The organism is Acinetobacter sp. 8I-beige (assembly GCF_902505955.1).
GTDB lineage: Bacteria > Pseudomonadota > Gammaproteobacteria > Pseudomonadales > Moraxellaceae > Acinetobacter > Acinetobacter johnsonii.
The window spans coordinates 1,228,460-1,250,878 of sequence record NZ_LR732792.1 but is presented as its reverse complement, the minus strand read 5'-3'; the positions used below and the strand labels follow the sequence as shown (position 1 = coordinate 1,250,878).

22 protein-coding genes are annotated in these 22,419 nt (G+C 42.6%); 10 read left to right on the top strand and 12 right to left on the bottom strand.

Annotated features, from left to right (window positions below; translation table 11 throughout):
• Positions 1 to 3 precede the first annotated feature (3 nt).
• The 7 genes from GVX98_RS16300 to dapA all read right to left on the bottom strand — a co-directional run bounded on the left by GVX98_RS16300 (position 4) and on the right by dapA (position 5,895).
• Positions 4 to 717, bottom strand: coding sequence for an ABC transporter permease (locus GVX98_RS16300; protein ID WP_004691821.1), 714 nt, complete (start codon positions 715 to 717; stop codon positions 4 to 6).
• Positions 714 to 1,403 carry an ABC transporter permease gene (locus GVX98_RS16295; protein ID WP_004691820.1) on the bottom strand — a complete coding sequence of 230 codons (690 nt, stop codon included), beginning with the start codon at positions 1,401 to 1,403 and terminating at the stop codon, positions 714 to 716. The genes GVX98_RS16300 and GVX98_RS16295 overlap by 4 nt, the downstream gene beginning before the upstream one ends.
• Positions 1,404 to 1,485: 82 nt before the next feature.
• On the bottom strand, positions 1,486 to 2,271 hold the full coding sequence (locus tag GVX98_RS16290; protein WP_159128672.1) for an ABC transporter substrate-binding protein: 786 nt from the start codon (positions 2,269 to 2,271) through the stop codon (positions 1,486 to 1,488).
• 445 nt (positions 2,272 to 2,716) lie between these two features.
• Positions 2,717 to 3,373 (bottom strand): YrbL family protein, encoded by a 657-nt coding sequence (locus tag GVX98_RS16285; RefSeq protein WP_159128671.1) that lies wholly within the window; start codon positions 3,371 to 3,373, stop codon positions 2,717 to 2,719.
• A 244-nt stretch (positions 3,374 to 3,617) separates the two neighbouring features.
• The gene (purC, locus tag GVX98_RS16280; RefSeq protein ID WP_004691818.1) at positions 3,618 to 4,337 is read right to left on the bottom strand and encodes a phosphoribosylaminoimidazolesuccinocarboxamide synthase; all 720 of its coding nucleotides are present in this window, start codon (positions 4,335 to 4,337) and stop codon (positions 3,618 to 3,620) included.
• Between the two features lie 36 nt (positions 4,338 to 4,373).
• The gene (locus tag GVX98_RS16275) at positions 4,374 to 4,982 is read right to left on the bottom strand and encodes a hypothetical protein (RefSeq protein WP_005401459.1); all 609 of its coding nucleotides are present in this window, start codon (positions 4,980 to 4,982) and stop codon (positions 4,374 to 4,376) included.
• 13 nt (positions 4,983 to 4,995) lie between these two features.
• Positions 4,996 to 5,895: a 4-hydroxy-tetrahydrodipicolinate synthase gene (dapA, locus tag GVX98_RS16270; protein WP_159128670.1), complete on the bottom strand. Its 900-nt coding sequence runs from the start codon at positions 5,893 to 5,895 to the stop codon at positions 4,996 to 4,998.
• Between the two features lie 599 nt (positions 5,896 to 6,494).
• Here dapA and pncA point away from each other — a divergent pair.
• The 3 genes from pncA (at position 6,495) to ppk1 (ending at position 10,387) form a co-directional block, all read left to right on the top strand.
• Positions 6,495 to 7,133 carry a bifunctional nicotinamidase/pyrazinamidase gene (gene pncA, locus GVX98_RS16265; RefSeq protein WP_159128669.1) on the top strand — a complete coding sequence of 213 codons (639 nt, stop codon included), beginning with the start codon at positions 6,495 to 6,497 and terminating at the stop codon, positions 7,131 to 7,133.
• Between the two features lie 70 nt (positions 7,134 to 7,203).
• A complete protein-coding gene (locus GVX98_RS16260) occupies positions 7,204 to 8,178 on the top strand; it encodes a bile acid:sodium symporter family protein (protein ID WP_159128668.1) in 975 nt (324 codons plus the stop codon).
• Positions 8,179 to 8,323: 145 nt separating this feature from the next.
• Positions 8,324 to 10,387 carry a polyphosphate kinase 1 gene (gene ppk1 / locus GVX98_RS16255; RefSeq protein WP_159128667.1) on the top strand — a complete coding sequence of 688 codons (2,064 nt, stop codon included), beginning with the start codon at positions 8,324 to 8,326 and terminating at the stop codon, positions 10,385 to 10,387.
• 54 nt (positions 10,388 to 10,441) lie between these two features.
• Here the strand turns inward: ppk1 and GVX98_RS16250 are convergent, their stop codons facing one another.
• On the bottom strand, positions 10,442 to 11,695 hold the full coding sequence (locus GVX98_RS16250; protein WP_004691810.1) for a hypothetical protein: 1,254 nt from the start codon (positions 11,693 to 11,695) through the stop codon (positions 10,442 to 10,444).
• Positions 11,696 to 11,772: 77 nt separating this feature from the next.
• Here GVX98_RS16250 and serB point away from each other — a divergent pair, with 77 nt between their 5' ends.
• The 3 genes from serB to GVX98_RS16235 all read left to right on the top strand — a co-directional run bounded on the left by serB (position 11,773) and on the right by GVX98_RS16235 (position 14,369).
• On the top strand, positions 11,773 to 12,993 hold the full coding sequence (serB, locus tag GVX98_RS16245) for a phosphoserine phosphatase SerB (RefSeq protein WP_131230867.1): 1,221 nt from the start codon (positions 11,773 to 11,775) through the stop codon (positions 12,991 to 12,993).
• Between the two features lie 410 nt (positions 12,994 to 13,403).
• The gene (aciT, locus tag GVX98_RS16240) at positions 13,404 to 13,739 is read left to right on the top strand and encodes a ciprofloxacin tolerance protein AciT (protein WP_159128666.1); all 336 of its coding nucleotides are present in this window, start codon (positions 13,404 to 13,406) and stop codon (positions 13,737 to 13,739) included.
• Positions 13,740 to 13,889: 150 nt separating this feature from the next.
• On the top strand, positions 13,890 to 14,369 hold the full coding sequence (locus tag GVX98_RS16235) for an SCP2 sterol-binding domain-containing protein (protein ID WP_004691804.1): 480 nt from the start codon (positions 13,890 to 13,892) through the stop codon (positions 14,367 to 14,369).
• Between the two features lie 104 nt (positions 14,370 to 14,473).
• Here GVX98_RS16235 and dtd read toward each other — a convergent pair whose 3' ends face one another.
• Entirely contained in the window at positions 14,474 to 14,914 is a 441-nt protein-coding gene (dtd, locus tag GVX98_RS16230) for a D-aminoacyl-tRNA deacylase (RefSeq protein ID WP_126034778.1), read from the bottom strand.
• Between the two features lie 301 nt (positions 14,915 to 15,215).
• On the opposite strand from dtd, the gene pncB reads away from it, so the two are divergent.
• From pncB to asd, 3 genes are all read left to right on the top strand, one after another.
• Positions 15,216 to 16,427, top strand: a complete 1,212-nt coding sequence (gene pncB / locus GVX98_RS16225) for a nicotinate phosphoribosyltransferase (protein ID WP_159128665.1) — start codon at positions 15,216 to 15,218, stop codon at positions 16,425 to 16,427.
• 163 nt (positions 16,428 to 16,590) lie between these two features.
• Positions 16,591 to 17,439 carry a sulfurtransferase gene (locus tag GVX98_RS16220; RefSeq protein WP_159128664.1) on the top strand — a complete coding sequence of 283 codons (849 nt, stop codon included), beginning with the start codon at positions 16,591 to 16,593 and terminating at the stop codon, positions 17,437 to 17,439.
• Positions 17,436 to 18,287, top strand: coding sequence for an archaetidylserine decarboxylase (gene asd, locus GVX98_RS16215; protein ID WP_159128663.1), 852 nt, complete (start codon positions 17,436 to 17,438; stop codon positions 18,285 to 18,287). The genes GVX98_RS16220 and asd overlap by 4 nt, the downstream gene beginning before the upstream one ends.
• A gap of 95 nt (positions 18,288 to 18,382) precedes the next feature.
• Here asd and phoR read toward each other — a convergent pair whose 3' ends face one another.
• From phoR to GVX98_RS16200, 3 genes are all read right to left on the bottom strand, one after another.
• Positions 18,383 to 19,741, bottom strand: a complete 1,359-nt coding sequence (gene phoR / locus GVX98_RS16210; protein ID WP_004691795.1) for a phosphate regulon sensor histidine kinase PhoR — start codon at positions 19,739 to 19,741, stop codon at positions 18,383 to 18,385.
• A 9-nt stretch (positions 19,742 to 19,750) separates the two neighbouring features.
• Positions 19,751 to 20,461: a phosphate regulon transcriptional regulator PhoB gene (gene phoB, locus GVX98_RS16205; RefSeq protein ID WP_004691794.1), complete on the bottom strand. Its 711-nt coding sequence runs from the start codon at positions 20,459 to 20,461 to the stop codon at positions 19,751 to 19,753.
• A gap of 214 nt (positions 20,462 to 20,675) precedes the next feature.
• Positions 20,676 to 21,374 (bottom strand): TetR/AcrR family transcriptional regulator, encoded by a 699-nt coding sequence (locus tag GVX98_RS16200; RefSeq protein ID WP_151835583.1) that lies wholly within the window; start codon positions 21,372 to 21,374, stop codon positions 20,676 to 20,678.
• Between the two features lie 203 nt (positions 21,375 to 21,577).
• Here GVX98_RS16200 and GVX98_RS16195 point away from each other — a divergent pair, with 203 nt between their 5' ends.
• Positions 21,578 to 22,417, top strand: a complete 840-nt coding sequence (locus tag GVX98_RS16195) for an SDR family oxidoreductase (RefSeq protein WP_159128662.1) — start codon at positions 21,578 to 21,580, stop codon at positions 22,415 to 22,417.
• Positions 22,418 to 22,419: the final 2 nt, after the last annotated feature.

Sequence of the window (22,419 nt, the reverse complement as noted above, 5' to 3'; positions counted from 1 at the left end):
CTCCTAATGATTCGATGGTTTTAAAAACGCCAACCAGCGTTGTTCCAATTTACGAAAGATCCAAATGAGGATAAATGCCAGACAGGCATATAGCACAGCGGCAATGCCAAAGGCATCAAACGTAGCATAAGTGGCAGCATTGACATCTCGTGCAATTTTGAGAATATCAGGCACGGTTGCAGTGAAGGCAATGGTGGTTGCGTGCAGCATCAAAATGACTTCATTACCATAAAACGGCAATGCTCGACGTAGCATCGACGGAATAATAATACGGGTATAGCGTTTCCAAGGCGACATTCCAAAGGCTTTTGCTGCCTCAATTTCGCCGTAGGGAATCGAACGTATCGCCCCTGCAAAAATTTCAGTTGTATAAGCTGCTGTATTGAGTGCAAACGCTAAAATGGTGCAATTAAGCCCCTCTCTAAAAAACTCATCGAGCCGTTCATGGGCATGGACAAATTCGAGGCTATAAATCCCAGTATAGATAATCAGTAGCTGCACATATAAGGGAGTACCACGGAAAATATAAGTAAAAAACCAAACAGGTCCACGTACAAAAGCATGCTCAGAAACTCGAGCAATTGACAAAGGCACAGCCAGAACAAAACCAATCGCAATCGATAAGACCAGTAGCCACGCGGTCATGGCGACCCCAGTCATTTGAAAACCATCGGTCCACAGATAGGACTGCCAATATTGTTGAATAATTTCAATCATAGTTGTCCCTTTTTCACACCAGCAGAATAACGACGTTCTAGCCACATGAGAATCAAATTCGAAAGGGTGGTGATGGCCAGATAAATGACGGCTGCAACAATACTGAAATAGAACACTTGCATGCTGCTTCGACCTGCATCTTGGGTAATTTTGACGATGTCGGTCAAACCAATTAAGGACACCAAGGCAGTGGCTTTAATCAGGACTTGCCAGTTATTGCCAATTCCTGGTAAGGCAAAACGCATCATTTGTGGAAAGAGGACACGCCTGAAGACTTGAAATGGGGTCATGCCATAGGCATATGCAGCTTCAAGTTGACCTTTGGGGACGGCTTGAAATGCGCCACGGAAAGTTTCAGTAAAATAGGCGCCATAAATAAAGGCCAAGGTAATCACCCCTGCCACAAAGGGATTGATGTCAATCTGCTCCATATGAATCGATTCGGTAATCGAGTTCAATCCAAGTTGCAGGCTATAGAACAACAACAACATGATCACCAGATCAGGAACACTACGAATGAGCGTGGTATAGAGGGTTGCAACATGACGTAAGATTTGAATACGAGAGAGTTTGGCACTTGCCCCAAACAATCCAATAATGATCGAAAGTACCAGTGATAACAAAGCAAGCTGAATGGTCATCCAAGTGCCACTGAGTAATACGGGACCATAGCCAGACAGAAACATACTCAGTTTCTCCGAGTAAAAATATAAAATTTTATAAATCAGCAATATATAGGGTGTCGGTATTTAATCGACACCCTATAGATTAATAAATGCTGAAGGAGAAGTATTTTTTCTCGAGTTTCTTATAGGTGCCGTCGGCAATAATTTCAGCTAACGCTTTATCAATATTCTTTTTAAGATCGGTATCTTCTTTACGTAAGCCGATTGCAGCCCCCACACCGAGTGTTTTGGCATCGACCACATTATTGCCTGCAAAAGCAAAGCCTTTACCTTTCGCCGATTTTAGGAAACCAGCATCGACCATAATCGCATCTTGTAATGTTGCATCTAGACGTCCCGAAACCATGTCTTGGTAAAGCACGTCTTGGTTTGGATAAGGAACTACATTGACCCCCTTAGGCGCCCAATAGGCTTTTGCGTAGCCTTCTTGAATGGTGCCTTGTTGTACACCCACACGTTTGCCTTTTAAAGAGGTTGGTGTAGGGAGTAGAGGAGAACCTTTCTTCGCGACCATGCGGGTAGGTGTGTTGTAAATTTTATTACTAAATGCGATTTGTTTTGCGCGATCCGTAGTGACTGTCATTGAAGAAAGGATGCCGTCAAATTTCTTCGCTTTGAGCGCAGGAATCATCCCATCAAAGGAGTTTTCTACCCACACGCATTTGGCTTTTAATTTGGCACAAATGGCATTGCCCAAGTCGATGTCAAAACCGACTAGCTTATTGTCTGGTGTTTTATATTCAAAAGGCGCATACGCAGATTCTGTGCCAAAACGAATGGTTTTCCATTCTTTTGCTTGGACAGCACTGCTTAGTGCTACGGCTACGAATGTAGTGGAAAGTAGTAATTTTTTTTGCCAGTTTTTCATTTTAAATATAGCCATCCATAAAAAATCAAATCTAGGAAATAAGACGAAGATAGAACTTACCCTACTGAGTACTTTTGAATAAAAGCAACATCTATACCAGCTTTCTGCTCTTAGGGGATCGATGGATCTTGTCGCCATGAGAGATGAGGAAATAAGGGTATTTTTTCGGTTGGAATAATTTTTATCTGAGAACGTCCTGTTCATATGTTTTTATCATATGAAAAAATGAAGGTGAGACATAGCTGAAATATACCTGAAGTCTTGTGCGCTATGGCGTACAGAATTGATGATTTTTTAACAGTGGCTCAGTGTTTTACAAGACTATTTTTCAGTGTTGAATATAGCTCACAAATAAACTGAAGTACTGCAATAGCTGTGGAGCTGAAAACAAAAAACCGAGCGTTTAAGCTCGGTTTTTTGAGTGACGCAACTTAAAGGAGTGGTATTAGTTTAGAGGAAGAAGCTCATCTTTTAAGTTCAGCATTTGCTGCATCTGGGCGCGAATTTTTCGCTCAGTTTTTCGTACATTATGTGCATTAATTCTTTTGCTCATAGCTCGGATTGGAATAAATAATTTTTCACCCATACCATCGACCAAGACAAATTCGGGCTTATTACTTCGCTGCTCTGTATACATAATTCCTGCGATGTTTACTTCACCGAAGATAATATGTAAGTCGCAGCAAAGCTCAAAAAAGTTATCTAAAGCTTTGGCGTGTTTTTCCTCAAATTGATGTGATTTGCATAACTCAAATAAAGTCATGCCTTCACCACTTGGGCAGACAATTTTTTCAGTCACAAAACCCAAGCCTACAGAAGTTTTCACAAAACCATAAGGCATTTCGACAGGAAAGCTAAAGATATTATTTTTATAATGATTTTTACATAGCTGTAGATATTGCAATAATTCACGACGGAATTGGCGATAAACGCCTTGCGACATTCTACGCTTAAGTTTGCCATGTCCTTTCCAGCCACCATCTTCATCCACTCGATTTGGATTCATGACTTTGATGATTTTGTTTTCATCCTCAGGATGCTGAAACACCATTTTTGAACAGCCTTGTCCGATACATTGCAGTTCATCTAATTGATAAATCATAGGGCCTTCTATCAGGAGATATACAAGAAAAGCATCATTAGAAATGTGACATTTCATGTGATTGAAATTACTATTTTACAAAAAAATAAATAAAATTTCATGAAACTTTAATATTTATGTTGTAGCAGGGAAATTAAAAAAGAACTTACAGGCTTGTATTGCAGTTATAACAAGGCATTGATCTAAAATGTGAAGAATAAAAAAACCGAGCGATTAAGCTCGGTTTTTTTGAAGCTGTAACTGATTAGATATCAGAAAGGTCGATACCTAAACGTGCAGCAACTTCTTCATAAGCTTCAACCACACCGCCTAAACCTTGACGGAAACGGTCTTTGTCGAGTTTTTTCTTGGTTTCTTTGTCCCATAGACGACAACCGTCTGGAGAGAACTCATCACCAAGAACGATACGGTCGTGGAATACACCAAACTCAAGTTTGAAGTCCACAAGCAGCATGCCGCCTTGGTCAAATAAGTTTTTAAGCACTTCGTTCACTTGGTAAGTGAGGACTTTCATTTGCTCAAGTTGCTCAGCAGTTGCCCAACCTAAAGCAATTGCTTGAGACTCATTGACCATTGGGTCACCAAGTGCATCGTCTTTGAAGAATAATTCGAAAGTCGGCGGTGTTAATTCCTTGCCTTCTTCTACACCTAAGCGACGGCATAAAGAACCTGCTGCATAATTACGAATTACACATTCAACAGGGATCATGCTGAGTTTTTTCACTAGAACTTCAGTTGGAGAAAGAAGTTTTTCAAAGTGAGTCTCAATGCCAGCCGCAGCCAATTTATCCATGATAAAGGCGTTAAAACGGTTGTTCACCTTACCTTTACGATCTAGTTGTTCGATCTTTTCACCATTGAATGCCGAAGCATCATCACGAAAGACTAAAATCAGGTGGTCTGCACTGTCTGTTTCATAGACAGATTTCGCTTTACCAGTATAGAGCAAGGTTTGTTTTAACATGAGGGAACCTTTTTCAAAAAAAAATGCCTAGTACGACTAGGCTGGCCAATTTTGGTAAATCTGGGTTAACAATTCTGTGGCTTTTTCAGGCGCTGCAAAACTGTTATCGGCATTGAACACAGCGAGGTTGTTGCTGCTACCGACCGCGGTCAGTCTTAACACATAGACCTGTTGATCGATTTTAATGGTTGCTTCATAACCATTTTTGCTTTGACCAACAATTTGATGGTTGAGGCTGCTGAGGGTGGCAAGCGTATATTGCCAAATTGTAGCAGAATTTCCCTCAATTTTGAGCAGCGGATTCTTATTTCCGTCAATAATCAATTGAGGGCGACTCACAGCTGTATCAACTGTTTCCGTTGATTCTGCATTCGACATGACTTGAGCAGCTTGAGGGCGCGGCATTGCAAAACGGTTTCCGCGCTTATTTTCAAGTACAGGTGCATGTTCAAGAGCGAGCGCTTCAACCGTTGGAGCTGGATATAACGGCGTTGCAGGTCGAACCATAGAGCCTTCAGGGTACTTAAGAGGTTCTAAGGTTGCTGTTTCTTTATAGTCCAAACTACCGTTATTGACTGCAAGGGAACTACAACCCGCTAAACTGACAACTGAAAGTGCGAGAGTAAGACCTAAACGTAACTGCATATTGATGTGCTCTTTATTTAATGACACCCGCCGTTGTGAGTGCTTCACGGAGCGGTGTGCGATATTGTTCTGCAAGTGGTGTTAATGGTAAACGAATACCCGTTTCGATTAACTCCATTTCATGAAGTGCCCATTTCACAGGAATTGGGTTTGATTCGCAAAATAGAATTTCGTGTAAATTTGCAACTTGGGTATTTAGGTTTTCAGCTTTTTCAGCTTCGCCTGCCAGTGCTGCCGCACAAACATCGCTCATTTCTTTTGGGGCAACGTTCGCAGTCACAGAAATATTACCTTTTGCTCCCGACAGAATCAGTTGATAAGCTGTTGCATCATCACCTGAATAGACGGTCATCGCTTTATCAGCAAGGCTTTCGAGCAGTGCTTGACCACGAGGTACATCACCTGTGGCATCTTTGATGCCGACAATTTGAGGAATATCTGCTAAACGAATGACCGTTTCATTCGCCATATCGACACCCGTACGACCAGGTACGTTATACAGAATTTGAGGAAGATCAACAGCTTCAGCAATAGCTTTATAATGCTGATATAGGCCTTCTTGGGTCGGTTTATTATAATAAGGGGTAACCAGAAGAGCAGCATCTGCACCAAGTTCCTTGGCTTCTTTCGTCAACTCGATGGCTTCACGCGTTGAATTCGCGCCAGTCCCCGCAATAATAGGGATGCGTTTGTTCGCGACACGAATGATTTCTTTAATCACTTGTGTATGCTCTTTCATGCTTAGAGTAGACGCTTCACCCGTTGTACCGACAGCAACAATGCTATTTGTGCCTTGTGCGATGTGCCACTCAACGAGCTTCTCTAGACCCTTCCAATCTACGCTGCCATCTTCAAACATAGGGGTGACGATTGCGACAATTGAGCCTTGGATGGTCTGTGCTTGCTGAGTCATTTTAAAAAAATATCCTATTTGTCCATCCAGTTAGGCCAGAAAAACATAAGATTGGATGGGTGCGTATTTTAATTTATAGCATTTTCAAAGCGCTGATGCATTGAATAATGCTTATGCAAATTATGAACGAACACAACATGAAGAACAATATGCTTTAGTCAAAGTGTATAAAAACTTTATCTTTCGCTACAAAAATACAGCTTGTTCAAATGGTAGACAAAGAAAAGCATCTTATTTTGCATCTGAAAAGAGCGTTTTGCATAACCTATGGCCATGGATTAACGCATTTAAAGAAAGGATCTCTTCATCTCAATCGAGCATTAGAAGTCGATCAAACTGAATATTGGGTTATAAACTTCTATAAACGTCAGGATTTTGCATGATTATGCGAGTTCTCTAAGTATGTGAGGCATCGTCCTTTTAACGTTATAGATCAATGTCCAGCATTTTGTTCTATATTTTATTTTCGCTTCAATTTGCCGCAATATCCATTGCACTCAAGGCTGTGGTCATTTAATTTTGACCCGCGAGGATGAATACTGTTTTATAAATTAAGCTAAGCTTGGCCTTCGAGCGCAGAACAAAAAGGACAGAGAAGAATGCAGAAGAATATGGCATTGATTGTGGTGGATGTACAAAATGGTTTTACGCCTGGTGGAAATTTAGCGGTAGCAGGATCAGATCAAATTATTCCTAAAATTAATCAGTTAGGCGATTATTTTGACACTATTGTACTCACTCAAGATTGGCATCCTGAAAATCACGTTTCTTTTGCAGACAACTATCCCGATCAACAAGCCTTTCAAACCATTGAATTGGACTATGGCACACAAGTACTCTGGCCACGTCACTGTGTACAAGGCACGCAAGATGCTGAACTGCATCCTGATCTCGACCTTGCCAAAGCGCAGTTGATCATTCGCAAAGGATGTCATGCGCACATTGATAGTTATTCTGCTTTTTTAGAAGCCGATCATAAGACCCAGACGGGACTAGCAGGCTATTTAAGAGAGCGTGGGATTGATACCGTGTTTATTGTTGGGATTGCAACTGACTTTTGTGTGGCATGGACAGCAATGGATGCCTGTAAACTCGGTTTTCAAACTTATGTGATTGCCGATGCCACCAAAGGCATTGATTTACACGGTTCTTTACAACATGCATGGCAAGAGATGCTGGCCCATGGTGTGAAACGTCTGTATTGCAAAGATATTGTGCAACAATATGCTGTGAACTGATGCGCTGAACCAATCGGCTCACCTCAATCACCAATATCGACATTATAAAAACATGCAATAGGGAAAGGTCATGGGCACTTTTTTAAAATTTACCGCTTGGATTCAAAAAACCTTTGCTCTATGGGTCGTGTTATTTGCAGGCATTGCGCTCCTGAGCCCTGAAACTTTTGTTTGGATGAAAGCTTATATCACATGGATGTTGGGTCTGATCATGTTTGGTATGGGCATGACCATGACATTGGATGATTTTAAAGGGGTGATGCAAAGTCCTAAAGCGGTTACAATTGGGGTAGCAGCTCAGTTTGTGGTGATGCCAAGCGTGGCCTATCTGTTGTGTTTATTATTTCGCTTGCCGACTGAAATTGCGATCGGGGTGATTTTGGTGGGGTGCTGTCCGGGTGGCACTGCATCCAATGTGATTACTTATATGGCGAAAGGCAATACGGCTTTGTCTGTCGCATGTACCACGGTATCGACCTTATTGGCGCCCGTATTGACTCCCGCGATTTTCTATCTACTGGCCAGCCAATGGATTGAAATTAATGCATGGTCGATGCTGAGTTCAATTTTGCAGGTGGTCCTGTTCCCGATTATTTTAGGGCTGGTGGTACGTGCCGTGCTGAAACAGAAAGTCGAAAGTTATATTTCGGTGATGCCCTTTATTTCTGTGGTGGTGATTGTATTGATAGTGGCAGCGATTATTGGCGGCTCAAAAGTACAAATTTTAGAATCAGGCTTATTGATTCTAGCTGTGGTGGCGCTACATAACGCGATTGGTTATTTACTTGGCTTTGCAGCAGCACGGATGTTTCACTTGCCACATGCCGACTGTAAAGCGGTTTCGATTGAGGTCGGGATGCAAAACTCAGGACTAGGCGTGGCTTTGGCGGCTGTGCATTTTGTTGCTTCACCAATTACGGCGGTACCCAGTGCGATCTTTAGTTTGTGGCATAACATTTCAGGGCCAATATTAGCCAGTTATTGGGCCGCGAAAGCAGACGCCACTGCCAAGGAAAAAAGTGAAAAGGAACATATGTCGGTTTGAATATTGTACGCTGTTGCAGCTTCAAGCATAAAGTCAGGATGAATTTTCTATTTGGCATGAGGTTGTAACTAAACTGTCATAAAGACTACCTAACATCCCTGCCAAACACTTCATAACAGACTGTTGCAAACAGCATTGAGAGGGTATGGATAATTTTCAGCATTCATCGGCGACGTATTTTAACCGAGAGCTATCGTTATTTGAGTTTCATCAGCGGGTTTTAGCACAAGCATTAGATCCGAGTTTGCCTGTGCTGGAGCGCTTAACTTTTTTAATTATTTTTTCACGTAATTTAGATGAGTTTTTTGAAATTCGTATTGCTGGCTTGATGAAACAACGCGATATGAATGTAATAGCACGAACCCCTGATGCTGTTCCCACTGAAGTGATATTAGAAGGCCTGTCCGAATCCATTCATCGTGCCGTCAAAAAACAATTTGAAATTTTAAATCATTCGATTTTACCTGAGTTACAAGCACAAGGCATTCAGTTCATCCAGTTCCAAGATATTTTAGAAAAACATAAAGCGTGGATTGCAGAATATTTCGCCAAAGAAATCCAACCGGTTTTGACCCCAATTAGTTTAGATCCGTCACACCCTTTTCCTCGTCTCGTGAATAAAAGTCTGAATTTCATTGTGAGTTTACAAGGTAAAGATGCTTTTGGACGGAGCATTGAGATGGCGATTGTCCCAGCACCGCGCTCATTACCGCGTTTAATTCATATGCCGAAAAACGTGGCAGGCAATATCGACACGCAGATTTTTTTAACCGCAATGATTCAGCAGCACATCAGCGATCTGTTTCCGGGGATGAAAGCCACGGGCTGTTATGCTTTTCGTGTGACGCGTAATGCCGATCTGATTTTGTCTGAAGATGTTGATGATTTGGCGGTGGCACTGAAAGATGAGTTGTCTTCACGCCGTTTTGGTCGCGCGGTGCGTTTAGAAATCGAAGATGACTGTCCCGAAGCGGTGATTGATTATTTGCTCAAGGAGTTTGATTTAACTGAGCAGGAGCTTTATCGCATTGATGGGCCGATCAATCTTTCACGCCTTAGCACCAGTTGTGACCGGCCTGAATTAAAGCATCCAGTGTTTATTCCAGTCATTCCCAAGGTTTTGCGTAAACAAAAAAGTACCTTTGATACCTTAAAAGCACAGGATGTGTTATTGCATCATCCTTTTGATTCTTTTCAGCCTGTGATTGGTTTATTAAAAGAAGCAGCGAAAGACCCAAATGTGCTGGCGATTAAACAAACGCTCTACCGCAGTGGGCCTGACTCAGAAATTGTACAGGTCTTGGCAGAAGCAGCACGAAATGGCAAGGAAGTCACGGCCGTGATTGAGTTGCGTGCGCGTTTTGATGAAGAGTCGAACATTACCGTGGCCAATATTTTGCAAGAAGCGGGTGCGGTGGTGGTGTATGGCATTGTTGGTTATAAAACCCATGCCAAAATGATTTTGATCGTGCGCCGTGAAAATGCTCAGTTGATCCGTTATGCCCATCTGGGCACAGGTAATTATCATGCGGGCAATGCCCGTATGTATACCGATTATGGGTTGATGACCACACAGCCTGATATTTGTGAAGATGTACACCGTATGTTCCAAGAACTGACGGGAATGGGCAAAATGGCCAAGTTGAAGGCGTTGTTACATGCGCCTTTTACGTTACACAGTGAACTGTTAAAACTGATTGAGCAAGAAATTCAGTTTGCACAAGCCGGTCAAAAGGCGCGTATCATCATTAAAGTCAATGCCTTAACGGAGCCGCAGTTAATTGCTGCACTGTATCGTGCATCACAAGCGGGGGTACAGGTCGATCTGATTATCCGTTCGATCTGCTGTTTAATTCCACAGGTCCAGGGCATGTCTGAGAATATTCGTGTGCGTTCGATTGTGGGCCGTTTTCTGGAACATACCCGCGTGTATTGTTTTGAGCATGGCGGTGAGAAAAAGCTGTACTGTGCCAGCGCAGACTGGATGGGCCGTAATTTATTTTCGCGTGTTGAAACCTGCTTTCCAATATTAGATCGCGTTTTGAAAAAGCAGATTTATAAAGACGGATTAATCAGTTACTTAAATGATTGTTTGAATGCTTGGGAGCTACAAGCCGATGGTCATTGGCTTAAAGTGGCCTGTACCGATCCAGAGCAAAGGTATAGTGCGCAGCAACATTTGATTGCACAGAAGCAACTCAAAATTTAACAGTTGCCATAAAAAAGCCTGACATGTGTCAGGCTTTTTTATGGTTGGACCTAATTAAGAGGCTTTAGATTGTTTTGCTTTTAAAATTTCCGTTCTTAAGCTTTGCGCCAACTCCGCAGACTCAGCACCCATGCCATTGACCATAAAGGCATGACGGGTCAAGACATTGGTTGGATTAGGTAAATTCACCAGTTGGTAACTTTCAGAAATGTCTTTCAATAATTCGTTGCTTAAATGTACGGCACTCTCTTTGGCCGACAACTGTTGCACCAAACGCTCAGCAGCTTGATTTGCAGATAGTTGCATTGCATCGACTGCGGTTGAAATGCCACAACGCGTTTGCAAAACAAAGCGCTTTTCTTCGCGGTAACGTTTATACAAAACTTCAGATAGCAGTTGGAACACACTGCTGATCATCATTAAACATGGCACGGCATTAGGTGTGTCTGTCGACATGCTGAGGGTGGCCCCATGCTCATTAAAGGATTGAACTGTAGTAATGTCTGAGCTGTTGAGTTTGTAGTGTTTTAAACAAAGTTCTGTGCTTTTATTGAGGAAAATCTGACACAAATTAAAGTATGGAATAGACACGGTTGTATTGACCGAGTCCATCAACTGTTTCGGGTCGTAGAATTGAATATTAAGCGCAACCGAATGATTATCCACGATCACGGGTTTTTGTTCTTTAGGTTTCGCACTGGTTTTGATTTGTTGTTGTGCTTGGGCAATCGCGACTGCCGTATGGTGTTTCTCTTGTTCAAGCGTTTGGGTTAAAACTTGAATTTCGTGTTTTAAGCGGGATTCATTATTGATCCGTGCCAAATATTCGGTACGGCTTGGGCGCGCAATGGCGCGATAAGCTAACCACAGTAAACCATGAATTGCTAAGGACAATAAAATCGCTAACCACTGAGTACGTAAAATTTCACCCATACTTGGTTTAATGAGCGTGATTTCAATGCTACCCACTTTCTTTTCATTTTGCAGCGCATCACGGACAAACACTTCGCCATCACGAGTTCGAACTTGGCCACCTGTCGCCAAGACTTGATTGTTGGCATCCAAAATACGAATGGAAGCTACGCTTGGATTGGTCGCATAGCGATCGACCAAAAGTGCAAGAGAAACCGTGTTGGCAGGCTCCAGCTCTGCAAGACTGTCCGTGACCAATTGAGAGGTCATCAGTTGGCCTTGGTTGGCACGGTTTTCATTCAGTTGATGAGTCGTTGCCAATACCAATAAAAAGGTATGTAAAGCAAAACTTACAATTAATAGGCTAGCAAATAGCCCTTGTCTAGGCGCATTCAACGTAAACTTCCAAAGAAAATATATTCAATTTCGATTATGATTCTAACAATAGTCGTAGCTCAGACCCGAGTCAATTCATGCGAGAAATCATTCTTATTTCATTTTTAGGACCAGACCAACCTAATCAGTTCACTCGATTAATGCAGGTATTGTCCACTCATTCATTACAAATTTTAGATGTCGGACAAGCAGTTATTCATAACCAATTGACCTTAGGTATTGTTATTTCTTCAGATGACCAAACTGCAACAGCTTTGGCCATGAAGGAAATTCTAATTTTAGCACATGATATTGGTTTAACTGTACGTTTTAAACCAATCACTACAACTGAATATGACCAGTGGGTGAGTGAAGGTGGACGGACGCGTTATATCGTCACGGCTTTGGCGCCAGAGCTTGAAGCGTCTCACTTACAAGCAGTTACAAATATTGTGTCCAACCAAGGTTTCAACATCGAAACCGTGACCCGTCTGTCTGGTCGTCCAGTCTTAAATGGCGAAGTCGATGGGCCGAAACGCGCCTGTGTTCAATTCGGTTTAAGTGGTCAAATGCTGGATGCCGCAGCCATGCGTGCAGCTTGTTTACGTTTGTCACATGAACTAAATGTCGATGTAGCGGTACAAGAAGACAATGCCTACCGTCGTAACCGCCGTTTGGTGTGTTTTGACATGGACTCGACTTTAATCGAGCAAGAAGTGATTGATGAGTTGGCGATTGAAGCGGGTGTCGGCGCACAAGTCGCTGAAATTACCGAACGTGCAATGCAGGGTGAGCTAGATTTCCAGCAAAGCTTCCGTGCACGTGTCGCACTGCTCAAAGGGATGGATGCCTCTGTCCTACCTAAAATTGCAGAACGTCTGACCGTTACAGAAGGTGCTGAACGCTTAATTTCGACTTTAAAAGCGTTGGGCTACCGCACGGCTATCTTGTCGGGTGGTTTTCAGTACTTTGCAGAGTATCTACAAGCCAAACTTGGTATTGACGAAGTTCATGCCAATGTCCTAGACGTTGACAATGGGTTGGTGACGGGCGAAGTTAAAGGTCACATTGTCGATGGTGCACGTAAGGCATTATTATTACGTGAGTTAGCCGATAAGATGGGCATTTCTCTTGAGCAGGCGATTGCAGTAGGAGATGGTGCGAACGATTTACCGATGCTGTCGATTGCTGGCCTAGGTGTAGCTTTCCGTGCGAAACCGCTGGTGAGACAAAACGCCAATCAAGCCATTTCAAGTGTCGGCTTAGATGGGGTGTTGTATTTATTGGGTGTGCACGATAAAGATTTAAATCGTGCTTAAAGCATCTCGGTGTTATCAAAAACGCAGACTTTGAGCTGCGTTTTTTTGTTGCAAATTTAAGCGAAAAACGATGAGCGGTCAGTGAAAAATGTCGATAAAAACAACGATCAACAGAATTGGAAAAAATATTTTTAAGCGCTGAAAATACGGGGTTTATTTTGTAATGACACGCCAAGACTCAGCGCGTCTTTGTTTTGGAAAAGTTCAAATCTAAAAAAATGTAATGACAATATAATATGGCGACAAGGTATGTCGCATTCTAAAAATACAAGCCTTTTTTTCTTTTCAAAACTGCTCATAATGCATGCATAGAGTTTGAAAGCTACACAATCCATTAATTTTAAACGGTATCGGGGATGAGTTCAGCACAGTGTATCAGTCGCCTGAATTTATCTTAGACGGAGGTTTTTATGGTAACAGCGAATTTAGCAACCATCGTTGGCTTAAGTTTAGTCGCCGCTGCGTTAATTGCTGTTTTCTTTTCGCCTTATCGTCGCTGGTTGAGTTTTATGGTGGCGGGTATGGTGTTTTGGGGAATCTTGGAAGTCATTCGCCTAGGTGTGCAAGCAGTGTTTGAAATGCCGATCACTTATAGCTACTTAACTGCTTTAACTTCAGCGATGTTTATTGTGACGATGTTGCTTCTACGTGAAGACCGTCGCGCAGAACGTGCACTGGCGCAGCGCCGTTGTATTGAACATACACCTGTATATGAAGATGACCAACAGCAGTGTTCTAGCCGCTAAGTCATAACCTCAGACCGTAAAAGAAGATGCCCTGTGCATCTTTTTTACGTTCTTACATGATTGTTATACAAAGCCTAGCGGTAAAAATGGCAACTTGTGGTAGCATTGAAAACAGTCAATTTATCAACAATTACAATAGGCTTTCATGTCATGAAACTATCTTCAATTCCTGTGGTTAAACTTCCATTGGTTGATGTCAGCACGGATCCGCTGGATTTAATGGTTACTGGTTTGGCACTTCGTATGAAACAGCTGGCGCGTACCAGTCCAAAATTTATTGAATTAGTTCATGAACGTCAGTTCCGTATTCAAATTGGTACGGATTTGGGTATGGCACGCCAAATTATTGTGAACAATGGTCAGATTGATACCGTTTCAGGTGATGCTGAAAAAGCCGATTTTATTTTACAGTTTGCGGACAGTGAGCAGGGTGTGAAAACTTTAATCAAAGGCGACCCGACCGCATTTATGACGGGCATGCAAAACGGCAGCATTAAAATGGAAGGTGATTTTGGTCTATTGGTTTGGTTCAACCAAGTTGCAAAATTGGTTCCACCAAAGCTACCAAAGCCTGTGAAAGCAAAAATTAAAGCCGCTCGCGCGTTTTTGAAAGAAAAAACCGGTAAGTAAAAATATTTTTTAAACGCCTCGATTTCTGCTCCTTTATAAAAGGGAGATTGAGCGCGATGAAATCGAAAAAGCCCTCTATCGAGGGCTTTTTTATGCGTGGTACTTTATTCGACTTCTAAATTGAAAGTTACGGGCCCATCATTGACCAAATGTACTTTCATGTCGGCAGCAAAAATACCGGTTTGCACATGCTCAAACTGGGTCTTGGTATATTCAACCAGTTGTTCGTATAAGGCCTCGGCATCATTCGGTGGCATGGCTGGTCCAAAGTCAGGACGTAAACCTTTTTGGGTGTGCGCCATTAAGGTGAATTGAGAAACCAGAAGAATACCCCCACCAGCTTGGCTGACATTCCAGCCCATTTTGCCTTGCTCATCGTCAAAAAAACGATACTTTAAAATTTTATCGATCAGCTTTTTGCCTTTGTCTAAAGTGTCTTCTTTCCCCAGACCTAAGAAAACCAAGATACCGTGTTGAATTTCGCCTGTGGTTTCACCATCGACCACCACTTTGGCTTCGAGAACGCGTTGTAATAAGGCCCGCATGACTGATTCTATCTACCATTTGATTGTGCAGACTGAAATTGTAGCAAACCCAGTGCAGCACAGGAGAGATATCGATTGAAAAAACAAGGCAATTGCGTTGATATTCACAGCAATGTTTAAGTAAAAGAGCATAGACCAAAAGCGATGACAGCAAGGGCATCAACACTTGGATTCTGAATAGAGAGAAACAAGGGATGTACCGAGTAATTGGTCGAATAGCAAGGCCGAATTACCAAAACATGGCTATGCAGTTTAAAAAAATGTGCTTTAATGCAATAAGTTGCTAAAAACCGAAAATGATATGTCTGCCATCATCCAATCCTTATTAGATACTGATCTGTACAAATTTACGATGCTACAGGTGGTCCTGCATAAGTTTCCCCAAGCGCATAGTGTGTACCAGTTCCGTTGTCGTAATTTGGATGACACGGTCTATCCTTTGGTCGACATTCTCGAGGATTTAAATCACCAATTAGATTTGCTCTGCCAATTACGTTTTCAAGACGATGAACTGCAATACCTGCGCGGTTTGCGCTTTATCAAAAGTGATTTTGTCGATTATTTAGAGTTGTTTCAGCTCAAACGCCGTTTTATTGTGGCCAGTATCGATCACCAAGGCCGTTTAGACATTCGAATTGAGGGGCCGATGGTTCAAGCTATGATGTTTGAAATCTTTGTGCTTGCCATCGTCAATGAGTTGTATTTCCGCCGTATTCGAAGCGAAGAGGTCATGGCTGAGGGTGAACGTCGACTACAGGCCAAAGTGGCTTTATTAAAACACTATGAAACATCGCAAACGCCAAATGATCCCCCATTTTTAGTCTCTGATTTTGGCACGCGGCGCCGCTATAGTTTGGCATGGCAAAAACATGTGATTGAAGTGTTTAATCAAGCTGCACCGCATATTTTCCGTGGCACCAGCAATGTCTTAATTGCAAAGCAATTGGGTCTGACCCCGATTGGGACCATGGCGCATGAATTCCTACAAGCATTCCAAGCGCTGGATGTACGTTTACGTAATTTCCAAAAATCAGCACTGGAAACTTGGGTACAAGAGTACCGTGGTGATTTAGGTATTGCTTTGACGGATGTAGTCGGAATGGATGCATTCCTGCGTGATTTTGACTTGTACTTTGCTAAACTGTTCGATGGTTTACGTCATGACAGTGGCGACCCTTATGAATGGGGTGATAAAGCCTATGCTCACTATAAAAAGCTGAAAATTGATAGTAAAACCAAAATGCTCACGTTTAGTGATGGACTGAATTTAGAGAAAGCGTGGGATCTGCACAACTATTTCAAAGATCGCTTCCAAGTCAGCTTCGGGATTGGCACCAATTTGACCAATGATATGGGACAAACTCCTTTAAATATTGTGCTTAAATTGGTCGAGTGTAATGGCCAGTCGGTTGCGAAAATTTCAGACAGTCCAGGTAAAACCATGACAGATAACGATACTTTTTTGGCGTATTTACGTCAGGTTTTTGAGATTGCTGAAGCAGAAGCCAATTAATCCAGAATACATGCAATGCCAGAATCCGTTCTGGCATTGTTGTATTAAAAAACTGGTGAATAGTGATATCTATAATTCTGCTAAAAGAATGCAAAAAATCAGAATAATTGTAAAAATGAGTTGTGCTAAGATCAAAGCATGATCTGAAAACATACGAAATAATATGACACATTCTGCCTTTGATTTTGGCTTGTTGATAGACGCAGAGCAGTTGGTTCCGCATTTAGGTAATGACAAATTACGCATCGTAGATTTAAGTCGTGCTTCAGTCTATGACCAATTGCATATTCCTCATGCTTTGCATTTAAAGCCGAGATTTTTGGTGCGCCAAGACGAACAAGCCACCGGTCTACTTCCCGATGTAGACGGTTTACAAGAGCTGATTCGTTATCTGAATATTTCACCCGAGCAGCATGTGGTGGTCTACGATGATGAAGGTGGTGCTTGGGCAGGACGTTTGATTTGGAATTTACACTGCTTAGGTTTTGAAAATACCAGTCTGCTGAATGGTGGAATTCATGCATGGCTTGCAGCAGGATTTCCAACCACTTCGGACGTGGAACAGTTTGAACCTGTCAGTGCTTTGGTGCAGGTCGATCAAGCCAAAATACAGCAGTATCGAATTGAATATGCTGAGTTATTAGAGAAGGTTCAAAGCAGTCAGGTTCAACTCTGGGACTGCCGAACAGAAGATGAATATACGGGCCTGCGTCTTGCAGCGCGACGCGGTGGTCACATTCCAAATGCACTACATTTTGAATGGAGTACTGCCCTTAACCGTGAAAATCATTTAAGATTGCACCCTTTAGAACGCACGCAGCAACGCTTAGAGCAATTGGGTTTTAACTTAAATGAACCTGTGGTGGTGTATTGTCAGTCACATCATCGTTCAGGACTGGCTTATATTTTAGGTCGTTTATTGGGTTGGAATATTCAAGCGTATGACGGTGCGTGGAGTGAATGGGGCAACCGCCTCGACAGTCCTATCATTACCGGAGAGATGCCGTCTTGAGCCTCACATCACGCTTAAAAAAACAAATTTTCATTCAAGCTCAACGTGTTGTACCCCAACATCAGTTATCACGTGTCGTGGGCAGAGTCGCAGCCAGCGAAAATCCGATTGTGAAAAATGCGGTCATCACTGCGTTTAAAGCGCAGTACGGCATTGATATGTCGATTGCTGAGCAGACCAATGCACTGAAGTTCAAGTCTTTTAATGAGTTTTTTACCCGTGCATTAAAAGAGGGTGTACGTGATATTGATACCGATGCGACCAGTATTGTATCGCCTGCGGATGGTGCGATTTCACAGTTGGGTCCCATTGTGGAAGGTGATATTTTCCAAGCCAAAGGACAAAAATTCACCGTTGATAATTTAATTGCAGATCCGCAGTTGGCTGAACCGTTTAAAAATGGTCAGTTTGCAACGGTGTATTTATCGCCTAAAGATTATCACCGTGTGCATATGCCATTTGCAGGCACATTGACGGAAACCTTATATGTGCCGGGTGAATTGTTCTCGGTCAATCAAACCACTGCTGAAAACATTCCAGGCCTGTTTGCCCGCAATGAACGGATGGTTTGTTTATTTGATACGGAAATCGGCCGTATGGCCGTGGTCCTCGTTGGCGCCATGATTGTGGCGGGGATTGAAACGGTTGCAACAGGAAAAGTGAAACCTACTGGCCGTTTAGAGCTAAATCAGCATAACTTGTTCTTAGACAAAGGCGCTGAACTGGGTCGCTTTTACTTAGGCTCAACTGCTGTGGTACTGTTTGAAAAAGACAAAATGACGTGGGATGCAGCCTTTAAAGCCAACTCGACTGTGGTGATGGGTGAAGCGATGGGACATACAGTTTAATCGTTTCAGCTCTCGGTCACCGTCCTTGTTAAACGGAAGGTGAGAGACAAAAAAGCACCGATATCGGTGCTTTTTTCATGCTTTTGAAGAAAGGCTTATTCAGGATTATAGGTGCGTTCTTTGGGGAAAATCACTTTAAAAATAGAGCCTTGATTTTCTTTAGATTCAATTTCTAAATGTGCTTGGTGCTGCATTAACACGTGTTTCACAATTGCGAGTCCTAAGCCTGTGCCACCCGTTTGTCGACTGCGCGCGCTGTCAACACGGTAGAAGCGTTCGGTTAAACGGGGCAGGTGTTTAGGATCAATGCCTATGCCAGTATCTTCCACGGTAAAATAAGCTTGCTCACCATTGTCATGCCAACCCATGGTCACCGTTCCACCTTTCGGCGTGTATTTGATGGCATTGGTAATCAGATTACTAAAAGCACTGGCCAACTCCATATCTGAACCGATCAAGTCGCAGTGACTGTCGATGTCGAGATTGAGCGTATGCCCATAATCAATATTATAGGCATGTGCGTCGTCATAAAGTTGGTTCATTAAGCTAGGCATATCAATGATTTGATTTTTAGCAATTTGCTTGTCATTTTCTAGGCGTGACAGTAATAGCAAATCATTCACCAAGGCATTCATGCGTTTGGCTTGTGCCTGCATTTGGTCAAAGGCCCGCTTCCAACGTGGGTTGAGGTCTTCTTGGTCGGTAAAGGTTTCAATATAACCACTGAGTACCGTCAGCGGTGTGCGTAGTTCATGTGAAATGTTATCGACAAAGTCTTTACGCATTTGTTCGAGATTGTGCATGCGGGTCACGTCATAGGCGACCAGTAAGCGACTTTCTCCACCAAATCGAGTCATTTTGACTTGAACATAATGTTCATCAAAACTGGATGACTTCATTTTTAAGCCATCTGGTGCCGCATCAATATTATTGTAATAATCCACAAAACTTGGTTGGCGTAATAAAGTCAAAATATTACGGCCACGGTCATTTTGTTCGATGCCCAATAACCGTTCTGCAGCAGGGTTCCACCATTCAATTTGTTGCATGTCATCGATCAGCACCACAGCTTCTTGCAAAGCGACCAAGGATGACTGCGCCCGATCAATCAACCCGACCATTTCCGCTTGTACAATCCGTTCTTGGCGCTGTGCACGATAGACATTGAACAATAATGCCCCCCAAATGCCCCCAAGGTTGGGTGGAACTTCGTAGGGACGATTGGAAATCCAGTCATTGACTAAATACAAAGAGCGCATTTGCAGAATAAAAAAAACGGCAAAAGCAAAGGAAATACACGTCCAAAAATAACCGACGCCAAAGCCAATCAAGCTTGCAATCAGCAAGAAAAAGGCAAGGAGACGTAAGTCCTGTTTGGCAAAGCCCCATAAACTGCTGTATCGCGTTTTTTTATGCTCGCGTGCAAGTTCAGGGACCGGGTAGGGTTCATACATAAAACAAAATTAACCTAGGGCGATATCCGCACGTGTAGAGAATCGATAGCCTGTACCCCGAACTGTTTGCACAAAGCGATCTGCCGCATAAGGCTCAAGCACTTTACGTAAACGGCGAATATGCACATCGATGGTACGGTCTTCAATATACACGTTTCCGCCCCAGACTTGGTCAAGAAGTTGTGCACGGGTGTAGGCACGTTCAGGATGAGTCATGAAGAAGGCCAATAAACGATACTCAGTTGGCCCCATGTCGAGGAAATTGTTGCCAAAGCTGACCCGTTGGCTGACAGGATCTAAGATTAAGCCATTGGCATCAATGGATTTTTCACCGCTGAGCGCATTAGCGCGGCGTAAAACGGCTTTAATCCGTGAAACCAATTCACGGGTCGAAAACGGTTTGGTCATGTAGTCATCTGCACCAGCGTCCAGACCTTGTACTTTATGGTCTTCCTCACCACGTGCCGTGAGCATAATCACTGGAATTTCAGAGAGATTTTCATCGCGCTTGAGACGGCGACATAAGTCTACGCCACTGACGCCACCAGGCATCATCCAGTCGAGCAAGATCAAAGCAGGGCGCTGATCCACAATCATTTGGTGGGCTTGTTTTGCATCTTCGGCTTGTAAGCATTGAAAGCCTGCCATATCCAACGAGGTGTGAATCATTTCTCGAATGGGAAGTTCATCATCGACGATTAAAATGTAGTCATCTTTCACAACGCAATATCCTATTGTAGGTAACGGCAGGCCGTTTTAATTTTATGACAGGCTTATTACAAAGATTAATTATGACAGTATCATTGCAAAAAACAGACGATTGATGAAATTTGCAAAAAAATGTGACAAAAAATCGTCATATTGGAATTTAAAATTAATGGAAGTTTAATCTAAATTTCATTCGGAAATGCCGATCTCATCCAAGTGAAAAGTCTTAGACATCCAATTTTGCCCGTGTATTCGGGTCTGAAAAGGTTTCTAGGAGTGAAATAAACACAATACGGCTGGAGGTTAAAACTTCTTCAAAGGATTGTTTAAACCCACTGACCACCCAACGGATCGCAATTTGCGTAACATAGCCATTGAGGCCTGTGGCGACCAGCGAAATTTCTCGTTCGGAACGGTTAATTTGCGGCATCATCAGCATGACAAAGGCTTGAATCATCCGGTCAAAACGGGTCATGGTTTCATGAATGGTGGCTTGGTTATGTAATTCTTGGACCAACATTGCATCGATATAAATAATACGCGCCATGCGGGGATTGTCTTTTAAGGTAGTGAGTAGGGCACGCAGTCCTGCATCAATCATTTTGTGTGGATCTGAAGAGGCTTGCATGATGGCTTGCATGACATTGTGCTGTAACTCATCGATCAGCTTTAAAAAAATGGTTTGAAACAGCTGCTCACTTTTTTTAAACGACTCATAAAAATAACGTTCAGTAAGTTTGGCTTCATTACAAATATCTTTCACCGTCACGGCAAAAAAGCCGTGAGTGCCGTAGGCTTCAATTCCTGCTTCAATCAATTTTTCACGACGCAGCTGTTTACGTTCAGAAAGAGATAAGCCCTTGAATTGTCTTTCTTTGGTTTTATTGTTATCGCTGTTTTGTTGTACTGGTTCAGATGCCGTCATCAGATTTCATCGCCCTATTTTAAAGCCAAGGTTTTGCATAGTTTAGCAATAAACCACGACTCTACCTATGCGTAGGCTTTAATCTCTAGCTGGTTTTTATAGACTTGACACTTTTGGCTATTAAATTTATGACAATTGATATTGTCAATTATAAAAAAAGCATCTACAGTCGATGTACAAAGATAAAGGACAACCACAATCTCATGAAGAATTTTAAAAATAAAGTCGCGGCAATTACAGGTGCAGGATCGGGTATTGGCCAACAATTGGCACTTTTATTGGCCAAGGCGGGCTGTCATGTATCATTGAGTGATGTCAATGAACAAGGGTTGGCGAAAACAGTTGAACTGCTACAAGGCAGCAATGTACGTGTTACCACGAAAAAATTAGACGTCTCAGACCGTTTATCGATGCAAGCGTGGGCTGAAGAAACCGTACAAAATCATGGTTCTGTGAATATGATTTTTAATAATGCCGGCGTGGCTTTGGGTTCAACCGTAGAAGGTGCATCCTATGAAGAGCTGGAATGGATCGTGGGGATTAATTTCTGGGGTGTGGTCTATGGCACCAAAGAGTTTTTGCCTTATATTAAGAAAACAGGCGATGGGCATATCATCAATATTTCCAGTTTATTTGGTCTGACCGCTCAACCGACTCAATCTGCTTACAATGCCACTAAATTTGCGGTGCGTGGCTTTACCGAGTCATTACGCCAAGAGTTAGATATGGAAAACTCTGGTGTGAGCGCGTTGTGCGTGCATCCAGGTGGAATTCGAACCAATATTGCCAATGCAGCCAAAGTGAATGACAGCTTGCGTAGCATCGGGATGAACCCTGAGAAGTCTGCGCAGACCTTTAATAAATTATTACGCTGTCCACCTGAAGAAGCAGCGCGTCAAATTTTAGAGGCAGTACAAAAAGACAAGCGTCGTTTATTGATTGGCAATGATGCGAAAACGTTAGATTTGATTCAGCGCATCTTACCAACGGGCTACCAAAAAGTGACGGCTTTTGCGACCAAATTAAGCCAAAGAAAGTCTTAATG